9 protein-coding genes are annotated in these 13014 nt (G+C 52.8%); 8 read left to right on the forward strand and 1 reads right to left on the reverse strand.

The genetic code is table 11. The features are described from left to right. Positions 1-148: 148 nt before the first annotated feature. Together yajC and secD are read left to right on the forward strand one after the other, a co-directional pair. Positions 149-505: a preprotein translocase subunit YajC gene (gene yajC, locus SH248x_RS03840; RefSeq protein ID WP_459557196.1), complete on the forward strand. Its 357-nt coding sequence runs from the start codon at positions 149-151 to the stop codon at positions 503-505. A 92-nt stretch (positions 506-597) separates the two neighbouring features. Further along, positions 598-3567, forward strand: a complete 2970-nt coding sequence (gene secD, locus SH248x_RS03845) for a protein translocase subunit SecD (protein WP_459557197.1) — start codon at positions 598-600, stop codon at positions 3565-3567. Positions 3568-3814: 247 nt separating this feature from the next. On the opposite strand, the gene SH248x_RS03850 is transcribed toward secD, so the two are convergent. Beyond that, on the reverse strand, positions 3815-5014 hold the full coding sequence (locus SH248x_RS03850; RefSeq protein ID WP_459557198.1) for a formylglycine-generating enzyme family protein: 1200 nt from the start codon (positions 5012-5014) through the stop codon (positions 3815-3817). Between the two features lie 521 nt (positions 5015-5535). Here SH248x_RS03850 and SH248x_RS03855 point away from each other — a divergent pair. From SH248x_RS03855 to SH248x_RS03880, 6 genes are all read left to right on the forward strand, one after another. Then, positions 5536-6006 carry a TlpA disulfide reductase family protein gene (locus tag SH248x_RS03855; RefSeq protein WP_459557199.1) on the forward strand — a complete coding sequence of 157 codons (471 nt, stop codon included), beginning with the start codon at positions 5536-5538 and terminating at the stop codon, positions 6004-6006. A gap of 73 nt (positions 6007-6079) precedes the next feature. Then, positions 6080-6715, forward strand: coding sequence for a DUF2062 domain-containing protein (locus SH248x_RS03860; protein WP_459557200.1), 636 nt, complete (start codon positions 6080-6082; stop codon positions 6713-6715). 163 nt (positions 6716-6878) lie between these two features. Beyond that, entirely contained in the window at positions 6879-8615 is a 1737-nt protein-coding gene (locus SH248x_RS03865) for a hypothetical protein (RefSeq protein ID WP_459557201.1), read from the forward strand. A 307-nt stretch (positions 8616-8922) separates the two neighbouring features. Further along, on the forward strand, positions 8923-10167 hold the full coding sequence (locus SH248x_RS03870) for a M16 family metallopeptidase (RefSeq protein WP_459557202.1): 1245 nt from the start codon (positions 8923-8925) through the stop codon (positions 10165-10167). A 55-nt stretch (positions 10168-10222) separates the two neighbouring features. Then, positions 10223-11461 carry a M16 family metallopeptidase gene (locus SH248x_RS03875; protein WP_459557203.1) on the forward strand — a complete coding sequence of 413 codons (1239 nt, stop codon included), beginning with the start codon at positions 10223-10225 and terminating at the stop codon, positions 11459-11461. 208 nt (positions 11462-11669) lie between these two features. Beyond that, complete coding sequence (locus SH248x_RS03880) at positions 11670-13013, forward strand: HD-GYP domain-containing protein (protein WP_459557204.1); 1344 nt, start codon at positions 11670-11672, stop codon at positions 13011-13013. Position 13014 lies beyond the last annotated feature (1 nt).

Below are 13014 nucleotides of genomic sequence, written 5' to 3' on the forward strand. Positions count from 1 at the left end.
CTCTGATTCCCAGTCTGCCAGCCTTGCAATGATTCGATGTTTTGAACTACTTTACACCCTTCCCTTACTGCGGGCTGTGGCGAAGGTTATGGCTTGGCGGCAAGGAAAGATTTGACGCCTCTTCCTGCAGATGAATGCCTTGTACCCTATGATTGATGTCCTGAATTCTGTGTCACTTCTGGCTGCTGACGCTCCAGCCCCTGCGGCGGAAACATTCCCCATGGGGATGATGATTCCGATCGTGGCCATGATCGCCTTTTACTATCTGATCATTCTTCGCCCGGAATCCAGCAATCGTAAATTGCGCAAAGAGATGCTGGCGAATCTGAAAAAGAATGACCCGGTCGTGACGGTGCACGGAATCTATGGCTCGATCGCCAACATCAGTGCCGATTCGGACGAAGTCACTCTCAAGATCGATGACAACACCCGTATGCGAGTGCGAAAATCAACGATCGAAGGTCTCGTTCCCAACAAGGATACTTCTCCAGCAAAAACGACCTGATGTCGTTTGCAGTGAAGGTTCAAATCACCTCAACAGCCCCTCATTTTTTAACCTGATTGAGTTGTCGCGACCGCGACAAGGACCCAACGTTCATGCCTGGTAACACAAGTTTCTGGATCATTCTCATCCTCCTTGCCAACCTGGTTGTTCCAGTCGTGCTGGGAACCTGGCTGAGCCGTCGCCTTCGCATGAAGGACATGGCCAACCGGTTCACCCTGACGATTCTGGCGATCATGTTGTCAGCGTCTCCTTTCATCTTTCAGGCGATCAGCGGCCATGGCTTAATGAATGCCATCCCGCTCGGGATCGACCTCGCCGGGGGAACCAACCTCGTCTGGCAGGTTGATGACAAGCTCGCCAAAGACCTCAATAAACGAATCGACACCCAGTCGATGGACCTGCTCGTTCAGGCCATTAAACGACGTATCAACCCGTCCGGTGCAGAAGAAGTCACGGTTCGAACGGTCGGAACGGACCGCATCGAAGTCATCATCCCAGGTGCCAATCCGGAAGAAGTCGAACGCAAAAAGCGTCTGATGAACGACCTGGGTAGCCTGGAATTTTCACTCCTGGCAAATAACCGCGACCACGCCGACTTGCTGGCACGCGGGCGCAGTCTGCCGGATACGGAGAACGATATTCGCGATGGAGATAATGTTCGTGCCCGTTTCGTCAAAGTCGCTAAGACTCCCGATGGCAACTTCAAGATGTCGCCATCAGACGGAACGACCCTGTCACGTAGCCGAGAAGTTGATGGAAAACCCGTCCTCGAATATCTCGTTCTAGTTTCTCCCGATAAGAAAAAAATTACCGGCGAATACCTGACCAATGCTAACCAGACTATGGACTCAGGCGGCGGTCCAGCAGTCGGTTTCACATTCAGTAAACAAGGGGCTTATCTTTTTGAAAGTCTGACGACTCAATATCGTCCTAAGAAAGATGGCTTCAAGTCCCAACTGGCGATTCTTCTCAACGACGAAATCCAGTCCGCTCCAAGCCTGAACGACGTCATCAGCGATTCTGGCCAGATCTCAGGTCAGTTCACGATGGACGAAGTTCGCGACCTGATCGGCATTCTCAACGCCGGTGCTCTCGAACTCCCGATCAAGAAAGACCCGATCAACGAGTTCACCATCAGCCCGACGCTGGGGATCGATGTTCAGACCAAGGGGATGGTTTCGATCGCGGTCGCGATGGTGGCCGTCTTCGTGTTCATGCTGATTTACTACGGAACAGCCGGGATCATTGCTGACCTTTGCCTGCTGCTCAACCTGGTGATGGTTCTGGGGGCGATGGCGTTGATCAACGCTACCCTGTCTCTGCCAGGTCTGGCAGGTCTGGTGCTGACCATCGGTATGACAGTCGATGCCAACGTGCTGATCTATGAACGTATTCGTGAAGAGCTCGCCAAGGGCAGCAGTCTGCGGATGGCGATCAATAACGGTTTTGATAAAGCCTTCAGTTCGATCATGGACTCGAACATCACCTCGCTGATCACCGCTGTCATTCTCTACTACATCGGTACTGATCAGGTCAAAGGCTTCGCCGTCACCCTGTTTATCGGGATCATCACCGGGGTCTTTACCTCGGTTTATGTGGGTCGTCTGCTGTTCGAGATCGTCGAACGCAAGCGTCTGCTCAAGTCCTTCAAGATGCGTAACCTGTTCGGCAAAACGAACATCGACTTTCTGTCGTATGGCAAGTACTGCGTGGCTGGCTCACTGATTTTGATTGCAGTCGGTCTGGTGGCATTCGCCTCTCGTGGACAAGACAACTACGATATCGACTTCACCGGGGGTTCGATGGTGACCTTCCAGTTCGACAAAGAACCGGAATCCATAGACGCCGCTCGTGAAGCTCTTCAAGAGAAGATGGGTTCTAACGTCTCTCTGGAACGCCTGGAAATTCCAAGTCCAACTGGCGACGCAGAAGAGATCTTCTATCGCCTTCGTACCACCAACGGCAACGTTGATGAAGTTCGCGCACAGGTCGATTCTGCCTTTGCGAACACTGACTTCAAACTGCATAAAGTCAACGTCACAGTTGGCGAAGTGGCAGAAGTCAAAGCCGCTCCTGCAGCCGCTCCTGCAGCCGCTCCTGCAGCCGCAACAGCAGCAGAGCAACCAGCAGCCGATGCCGCTGTCACTGCTCGTACAGTTGACCTCAAGTTCACGGAAGACCTGACTTCTTCCAACGTCACGACCATTGTTGCCCAGGCCATCGAGAACGAACTTGCCAAGCAGAACAAGACCGTTGATAAGGTTGAATCACAGATCGAACTGGCCGGAACTGCCGGTCCAGGGATGACGGCTGAAGAAGGGGCAACGAAAACCTTTGATGCCTTCAAGATGACGGTTCTTCCAACGGTTTCTGGTGATGTCCTCAACGGTGCACTGGCTGCAATGACCAAGGAAATGGCAGACAAGCCAATCTTCTACGAGGTCAATACCTTCGATGCAGCCGTTGCTGGTGAAACCCGTTCGGATGCCGTCTTCGCGATGCTGGCAAGTATTTTCGCCATCATCATCTACATCTGGTTCCGCTTCGAGCACCTCTCATACGGGGTCGCAGCTGCAGTCGCCTTGTTCCACGACGTCCTCGTGGTCCTTGGGCTGGTCGCGCTGGCGTCACTGGTGAGTGGTAATCCGATTGCCAGTTTGCTGGGGCTGAACGACTTTAAGATCAACCTCGCGATGATCGCCGCGTTCCTGACTCTGGTCGGCTACTCACTCAACGATACGATCGTCATTTTCGACCGTATCCGCGAAGTCAAAGGCAAGAGCCCGGTTCTGACCTACGACATGATCAACCAGTCGGTCAACGCGACTCTGTCTCGTACGATTCTGACTTCGCTGACGACCTTCATCGTCGTTGTGATCCTGTACTTCTTCGGCGGCGAAGGGATCCACGGATTCGCGTTTGTCCTGCTGACAGGGATCATCGTTGGATCGTACAGTACGATCTATGTCGCCAACCCCTTCCTGCTGTACTTCGTCCAACGATCTCAGCAGAGAAAGTTGAACCCACCGTCTGCCGGCTCCCTGCAGAAGGCTAAGGTTTAATCCCTTGGTTGTGTGATGATCTTAAAACAAAGAAAGCCCTGCCTCTCGCAGGGCTTTTTTTATGTCGTCAGCGTGCCGTCGATTGAAGTCGAATCAACTTATTATCAATCGCGGTTTAAGCCAGCGTGGTCACAAAAGTCGTGCCATGCCTCACAGCTTTGGGTGAGCATGCTGCTTCGTTTGACGTTGAAGCGTTCAGAACATGCTTACCCGAAGCTGCAAGCATGGCACCTTTAAATGGCTAAATCTACTTTGCTTGTACTGACTGTCGTGGTGCGATTAAGTAAGCATTCAGCATTTGGGGATCGACCACACAGCGGAACCCCTGGTGGAAAGCGGCAGAGTCTTCGTCGTTCCTCATGCGGGCACCAACACGGTAGCCCGTGCAGTAATTGCTGTTGCACATGAAGGACCCGCCGCGCGTCACTCGTTTGACGATATTCGGCTCCTGCGGATCATTGCTTCTCGATGGTCCACGTGGATTACGGATCGGCGATTGTTTGTAGTACTCGACATCATAGAAATCAGATGTCAGCTCCCAGACGTTCCCAGCCATGTCGTACAACCCATAAGGATTCGGGGGGAAGGTCTTCACGGGGGAAGCGCGTTTAAAGCCATCGGCAACCGTGTTCTCGACCGGGAATTCGCCCTGCCACACGTTGCTCATATGTTTGCCGTCGGGGGTCAGTTCATTCCCCCAGGGGTATTTCCAGTCGTTGTGCCCGCCATGCGCAGCGAGTTCCCACTCTGCCTCAGTCGGCAGACGCTTGCCCGCCCATTCGCAGTAGGCCAGGGCATCCGCATACGTCACATGAACGACGGGATCGTTCATGCGTTTTTCAATGGACGAGCCGGGCCCTTCGGGTTGCTTCCAGTTGGCCCCCTTGCGGTATTCCCACAGTTGGTACTCCCACAGTGGAACATCACGAACCAGCTTGGTTTTGTCGAAGTTTTCGTTGAAGCAGATCGAGCCCGGGACCAGGTTCTCTTCGGGAATCAGGTTCACATCCTCAACCATCCCGATGAAGTCTTCCCGCTTGGGAGCGATCTCCGCAGATGTCACATAACCGGTCGCATCGACGAAGCGTTTGAACTCAGCATTCGTGACCTCGGTTTGATCCATATAGAAGCCATCAACGATAACCTGGTGCGCAGGATACTCGTCGGGTTTGATTTTATCGGGGTTGTTGGCGGATTTAATGGTTGCAGGGAACTGCTCGACGCCGCGGGTATATTCCCCGCCGGGGATCCAGCTCATCCCGTCGGGGGATTCTTGAGGGGCGGTGGTGATCAGCGGTGCTTCTGTCGCTGCCGTCGCTGGAATTCTTGGATTTGGGACCGTCTTGACACGCGGCGTCACAGGCCAGAAGCAAACAATAGCGATCAGAGAGACACTGGTCGTGAAAAGGGTCAGAATGCCAAAATTTTTCCAGTCGATCGACGTCATGTAATGATCCTGAAGACAAGCGGACAAGATAAGCTATCTTACGCGGAGAGGTGGATTGTGGAAATTCAAAGGCAGAAAACAGCTGTGGATTACCCAAAGTATTCAAACGCCGCGTTTGGGGTTTTCAGGGGGCATTTCTCTAGGAAGTCGAGTAGGGATCACTTAACATTCGAAGGGACGGGACGCGATGACGCGCCCCAGATTTTCGGTGCATCGCGATCCACCGTTTCGAGGGACAATCGGAACGGAAATCGTTTAGGAAATGAAGTGTTATGATCAGATTGCGAACATCGACATTTCTAATGCTGATGGGTTTCATAGCATGTCTGGCTGGATGCAATAGCAGCAGTCCCCCTCCCGCTCCGAAATCGGCTGACAACGTCTCGGTATCCACATCCGACATGAAGGCTCCTGCAACTCCCCCTATGCAAGAGGAGCCCAATGGAGCACTCGTTCCGGCTGAGCAAGTCAAAAAAGGCGAGGAGCCGGCGGTTCCCAGCCTCACGTGGAAACCTGATCAAGTGGTTGATCTGAAATTTTCGACCTGGGCGAAGATCCAGGAGAGTCTGGCAAGTTATAAGGGCAAAGTCGTCGTGATTGACCTGTGGGCGACGACATGTATTCCCTGCCGACGTGAATTTCCTCATCTGATCGAATTGCAGAAGCAGTACCCGAATGATGTCATCGCGATTTCGGTCAGCTGCGACCATCTGGGGGACGCTGACAAGCCAGCTGAGTTTTACTTTGAGAAGGCCTTGAAATTCCTCAAAGATAAGAACGCCAACATCACCAATTACCTGCTCGAAGACCCACAGCCGAAGTTCTTTTCGTCAATTGAGCTCATTTCTCTGCCCGCCATTTACGTTTATGACCAGAAAGGCGTGTTGAAACAGCGATTTGATAACGATAAGGAAGTCTTTGGTCCGGAAGGGTTTACGTATCAGAAAGATATTGTCCCTTTGGTCACGTCACTGATCAAACCGGAAGGTTGAGTAGTTGACTGCGGATTTTTGTCGATAAGATTGCAGTAGTCGATTTGAGACTGACTTTCCACGGAGCGGTTCCTTGTACCTTTATCGCAAGCTAAAACATTCTGCCTGGACTGAGCCGAAGGAGCAGTTTCTTAAGCTATTTCAGCTCGAAGATACGCCTCACTCGATCGCCCTCGGTGGTGCGATTGGCATGTTTGTATCGATTACGCCGACATTTGGCTTTCAGATGTTGAGCGTTCTTTTGATCGCTGCGGTCTGCCGCCCATTCTTCAAGTTTAATATCATTGCCGGGATTGTGGGGGTCTACTTCTCCAATCCGGTGACAGGGCCGTTTCTTAACTACGCCTCTTACAAGATCGGCCTGCTGTTTGTCGGCGGAGAAATCTCCTATGACGAACTGACAAAGTTGCTGTCGGAGAGTGCGTCGTTTCGTGAGTTCCTGAAGAATACCTGGGAAGTTTTCACCCGCGTCGGATACCCTCTGACAATTGGGTCTTTGATTCTCGGGACGATCGTCGGTCTTGTTACCTATCCGATCGCGTATCGGCTGGTCAGTTCGGCTCAACTGGCAGCCAATCGCCTGCGTGAGCTGAAAGCAAAACGCGAGAAACGTGCAGCAGCTGCAGAACTGGCGGATATCGAATCGCTGCAACCTGCTGTGCCCCATCTGCTTCCGCCCACAGTTAACGCCAATAAAGTCCAGGCATGACCTTGCGAGGTGTCTGGAGACGTTTTGCCTGAATAATCTGACAGGAACGACGGATTTCCTTGGGTCGATTTGACTTCTGGCTTGAATCATGGGGCGTGGGACCGATAATTGAGGGGTTGACCTATCCTTCTTGCATTCCCTTCTTCTCGCCAGGTAGCCGTTCATGGTTAGTGCGATCGTCAGTTGCCCCAAGTGTCAGACGCTGGTCCTCAGCGACACGATTCAGTGTCCCAGTTGTCACCATGTGCTGATTGAAGATCAGGCGAAAGCAATTGGGGTCCAAGCTGCGCAGACTGCTCCTCAAGAGACGAGCTCGCAGGAAGAGCCATGCAAAGAATGCGGCGTGATGGTCCGTAAAGGGGTCGTTCGCTGCTTCAACTGTGGGTCGTTTACCAATCCTGAGATTGAAGCGAAGTTTCTGGTCAAGCAGGAAAACCAGGCGCCGATCATGTACAGCGACTTGCCGGTCGCGAATGCGAAAGTGAACTCATCATCGGAGACATCCCTCAACAAGCGTCCGGTGCTTCCTGTCGAAGAGGAGGAGGAAGATGATTTCGAGCTGGATGACAGTCTGGAAATGACTGACTCAGATGATGAGTCGATTGATTTCAGCTCAACGCTGGACGAAATGGACTTTGAAGTCAACGACGAGGAACCAGTTGAGGCCATCGACGTCTCCGCCGTGGCAGAGCCGGATGCAACATTCAGTGATCGAGATGATTCCGGCGATGTGAATGAGGAGGATGACCAGCTTTTTTCAATCGCCATGCAGGAAGAAGCCGAGCTTGCTTCTCGCAAACGACGTCAGGATCAGACGAGTAAAAAGCAAGTCGCGAAATTCATTAAAGCAACTCCCGACGGGATCGTGATGCTGCCTCCGTGCCGATGTTGTGCGATTCGGATTCAGCCCGAACAGCTTGGCGGGAACGGCGTTTGTCCGAAATGTAAGCTGACGTTTCGCATTCCTTCGCCGAAGATTCAGGCTCGTGTGATTCCTTCGAGTTCAACGGTGTCGACAGCAGTCGCGAAGAACGTCGATCACCGATTCACGGGGACTGCAGTCGTCCAGTTGAAGGGGGGCTACCACGTCTGGTTGAATCAGCTGTGGTTGCATACGATTGAAACCGCCAAGTTCAAACCTGTCGAAGACTATCTGCCGAAGCATTACGTTCCGGTTGATGTGGGCTTCTCGCCAGATGTTGTTTCAGCATTTCCGTTGGCTAAGAAACCTGGAACCTATTCGGCTGACGATGCGAAACTGATTGAGGCACGCAATAAGTACCTTGCCAAGTTAACCGAAAATAACTCGGCGGCGTCATTGACCGAACTCGACGCCGTGGTGATCTCATTGAACCAACTGGCGCAACTGAAGCTGATCGATCCAATTACCGCCCCTTCGACGGAATTCGGGACCGTCAACATCTGGGGAGAGGGTCGCATTTATCTGGAGATTCCTCCGGTCGAGAATGCTGATCGCCGACAGTTCTTATCGATGACGATTTCACAATACCGTGAGTTCTGTCGGATCGTGGCCCATATCTATGGCTACACGGCATTCGCAGACAAAGGGGCCGTGCCACAGAAAGACAAGATGGTCGATCTGACCTGCATGTTCAGCAAGCGGGACTATCGCACGATTCAAAACGAGAAGTACTACCAGAACGATCCCTTGTATAAGCTGACGCTGGTGGGGTACTCCTGTGAATCGTGTGGAAAATTCCTGAGCGAGGAATCACGAACGGACAAGAAACTGGGGTCAGCCGCGAATAAAGCCCCCGCAAAGATGAAATGCCTCGCGTGTGGCAAGAAGTTCGGAGAGCATCCTCGGTATGACCTCGCCGGCGAGGCAGAGGAAAAGGATCCGAAGAAGAAAAAGCCAGTGAAGGCCAACGCGAAGTAAGTGACGAGGGGGTGTAAGGATCTTTGCATCCGTGATCGTCTTCTGCTTATCGCTCTTACAGAGATGTCCTCCGCCTTTTTACACGTCAAAGGAGACGGGAAGGGTGATTTGCTAGCGTATCACAATTCGCAAACTTCCCTCATCCGTCAGCGAAACGCTGACACGTTCTCCGCGAGGGAGAAGGGACTGATGAACCGCTTGCCCGTGAGGGGTTGCTCGGTTACAGTTCTTTATTGACCCGGTGGTGGCAGCCTGACGTGGTCGTGGACTGTGCGAACCGTGTGATTCTCGACAGATAATAGAGACGATGCCCAAACAAGAGATCGCGATCTACCAACTTAAAAATGGTCTCACGGTTCTGATTGAATCGATGCCCTATGTTCAATCAGTCGCCTTCAACTTCCTGGTGCCGGGGGGCAGTGCGTATGACAGTCCAAAGAAGTTTGGAACCGCTGCGCTGATGACCGATCTGCTCACACGTGGAGCAGGGCCTTACGGGAATCGCGAACTGACAACGGCGCTCGATAACCTCGGGGTGCAAGGCGGCGAGAGCGCCGGCAGTCAGCACATCAGCCTGGGGGGAGCAGCACTGGGGTCGAAGCTGTTCGATGCCTTGTCGATCTATAAAGAGATTCTCCGGGCACCCCATTTTGATCCGGAAGAACTGCCCGCTGCCAAAGCCGGTAGCATTCAGATGCTGCGGTCGATCGAGGACGAGCCTCGTCAGAAGCTGATGGTCGAATTACGCAAACGATGTTATTCGCAGCCTTGGAGCAACCCGACGGATGGTCAGCTCGGCGATATCGCCAATATCGAAATCGATGACCTGAAGGCTCAGTATCAACATTGTTTTCAGCCTGCCAGGACGATTCTCTCTGTGGCAGGTGCGGTCGATCCGCAAGCATTGATCAAGCATGTCGAGAATCTGTTCGGCGACTGGGAGAATTCAGACTTTGCTGAACCGGAGACGAAGTCGATCGCGTTGTTTGATCAGCACATCACACAGGATACGACGCAGACGCATATCGGTATGGCGTATCCTGCGGTCTCCTATGACCATGACCGTTACTTCGATGCCTGGGCGGCGATCGGGATTCTTAGTGGTGGCATGAGTTCTCGCCTGTTTACTCGCGTCCGAGAAGAGCGAGGATTGTGTTATACGATCAGCGCCTCTTTGCATTCTCTGCATCGAGAAGGTCGCGTGGTCTGTTATGCAGGAACGATGCATGAACGAGCCCAGGAAACGCTCGATGTGACGATGCGCGAACTGCGAGGATTGATGACGGACTTGTCGACGGAAGAACTCGTCCGCTGCCAGGCTCGTGCCAAGAGTTCGCTCATCATGCAGCAGGAATCGACGACAGCACGCGCATCTGCCATGACGCGTGACTGGTACTATCTGAGCAAGATTCGCACGCTGGACGAAATCCACGAGAAGGTCAACGCCGTCACGCTGGATTCTGTCACCGACTACTGCAAATCATGGCCTGCTCAGGGGCTCGTTCTGCTGACGATCGGACCAACGGCACTCGATGCTTCATCACTGAACTGATTGAGTTGACGACTATTACGAGAACGAACGTCTCGAAGATCTATAAAGAGCGAACATGCAATTTCATCACACGAAGCTTGATAACGGCCTGTCGATCATTGCGGAACTCAATCCATCAGTTCACAGCGTGGCGATCGGGTTTTACGTGCGAACAGGTTCGCGCGATGAAACAGCGGCGGTTTCCGGAGTCAGTCACTTCCTGGAGCACATGGTCTTCAAAGGGACCGAGCGACTTTCCGCCTGGGACGTGAACCGCAAGTTTGACGACATCGGTGCCAAGTACAACGCCTCGACGAGCGAAGAAACAACGCTGTTTTACGGCGCCGTCCTGCCGGAGTATCTGCCCGATATCTTTTCGCTGCTGTCTGACATCTTGTTTCCGTCGCTGCGTGATGATGACTTCAACATGGAGAAGAAGGTCATTCTCGAAGAGATCGGCATGTATGACGATATGCCATCATTCAAGGCCTATGACCTCGCCATGCGTCACCACTTCGGCGACCATCCGCTCAGTCAAACCGTTCTCGGTTCTGTGGAGAGCATCCAGAATCTGACAGCTCAGCAGATGCGCGAGTACCATGCTGCCCGCTATCACACCGGCAATATCACGCTCGTCGTGACAGGTAACACAACCTGGGACGAAGTCCGGAAACTGGCAGAGTCATACTGCGCAAAGTGGCCGAGCGGAATGGGACTTCTCGATCGCCATGAAGCCAAGCCAACGGGCGGGAAGTATTTCATCACGCAACCAGACAGCCTGCAGCAGCACATGATGTTCATGACACCTGCCCCGCCGGTTTCGTTGACGCCGCTGGATTTTGCAGCGGAGATTCTCTCTGTCGTTGTCGGCGATGACTCGGGGAGTCGGCTATTCTGGGATCTGGTCGATCCGGGGCATGCAGAGTCGGCCGATCTGGGCTATCACGAATACCTCGACTGCGGGTCATACATGCTGTACTTCTGCAGTGAGCCGGGGCAGGTCGGGGATAATCTGAGACGAATTGAAGAAATCTTTGCTGATGTGAATGCGAATGGTGTGACGGAAGAAGAACTGATGCAGGCTCGCAATAAGATCTCGTCGCGTGTCGTGATGAAGAGCGAGCGGCCGATGGGCCGACTGTCATCGCTGGGGCACTCGTGGCTTTACCGAAGGGAATATCGAACTGTTGATCAGGATCTGCAGACGATCATACAGATTTCTCCTGACGATATTCGAAAACTGCTGAAACAATATCCGCTGGGCTTCACCACGCTGGCCGGGGTCGGGCCACTGAGTGAATTGATCGTTTCGTAATGCGTTGATGCGGCTGGGTGTGCACGTTCATTCTGGGATAATCGTCAAAGTCAGTTCCGGAGGTGGAACCGATTTTGATGATCGTTCAGAGCGCTCATTTTAAGGAACATGTGCTCGATTGCAGAGCAATCCCTTACGAGGCGAAAGTATGGGCTAGGTTTGAGAGTGTTTTCCATCTGACGGAATCTCTCTTTACAACCGAACCTTCATGGCCAGCCATACCAAGCTCAATTTGTCTGATCTGCAACCGGGAATTATTCTTCCAGCTGCAATCTTCGATGGCGGAAATTCGCAGTTGCTGCTGCTGGGAAAAGGGACGCGGATAACCGCCCAGAACCTGCAGCGGTTATCGGACCGTGGGATCTCGTCGTTCTTCATCGATTCGAGTGTTTCGCATGTCCTCGGACGTGGAGAGACTCGGGCTGCGAAGCCGAAACCCGACGCAAATCGGAACGCCGCGACTGTTCGTGCTCCCTTGATGTCGCGGATTTCAAAGCCTTTGCAGACAGCGTACAGTCCTGACACGACCAGGAAAATCGAAGCCAGAAGCAAAGATCAAACCGAGAAGCTGGGGAAGGTTTACAAGTCACTTCAAGGACATGAGAAGGTTCATGGAGCAGCGGTCAAATCGATTTCAGTCGATTCTGTCGAAGACATGGTCATCGACATGGATCTGTATGTGAAACTTGCGATTCACCCCAAAGCCAATGAGCCATTGCATCAGCATTGTCTGCGAGTCAGTCAACTGGCGATGTCGATCGCGACCGTGATGGGGTTTTCGCAGGATGATGTGATCAACCTGGGGATTGGGTGTCTGATTTCTCGGGCCGGTATTAACGAGACAATCGGCGACCTGATGCTGTCGAATCGTCGCTTGTCAGAAATTGAAATGCTGGAAGTCAGGAAAATCCCTACGCGAACTTTCGCGTTGCTGGAAGCCGTTCCGGATATTCCATTTATTGCCAAACAGGTCGCTTTTCAGATTTTTGAGCGTTTCAACGGGACTGGCTATCCACGTGGCCGTTCGGGAGCACAACTGCATCCGATGGCGAAAATTGCCTCACTGGCGGATGTGTATGTGGCGATGACGTCGCATCGCCCTCACCGTGTCGCGTTGACACCTTACAAGGCGATTGAAGTTCTGCTTCGTCAGGCTCGAGAAGGGCTGTTCGATCCGCAGACATTAAGGGGGCTTTTGCAGACAGTCAGTCTGTTTCCGCTCGGGTCCATCGTTTTGCTGAGCAATGATACTTATGCCCGAGTGTTGAGGAATTCCCCAGAGGCTTACGATCGTCCGACTGTGCAGGTGATTTGCAGAGTCGATGGGGGGATTGCCAGTGAATCGATCGTCAATCTGGCCAGTTATGATCTGTTACGGATCGTTCGGGCCATTGATGAACGAGAAGTGGCACCGTTTGAATTGACATTAATGTCTACGTTGCATCGTCTCGAATCGGAATCTGTCGCCGTTGCGGATAACGAAGATCTGGAGTGGTCTGCCTGGGAGAGTTCCGACGAGAGTTATGCATCAAAATCTGTGAACATGGCATGAG

Source organism: Lacunimicrobium album, assembly GCF_052161635.1.
In the GTDB taxonomy this organism is placed as follows: Bacteria; Planctomycetota; Planctomycetia; order Planctomycetales; family Planctomycetaceae; genus SXPC01.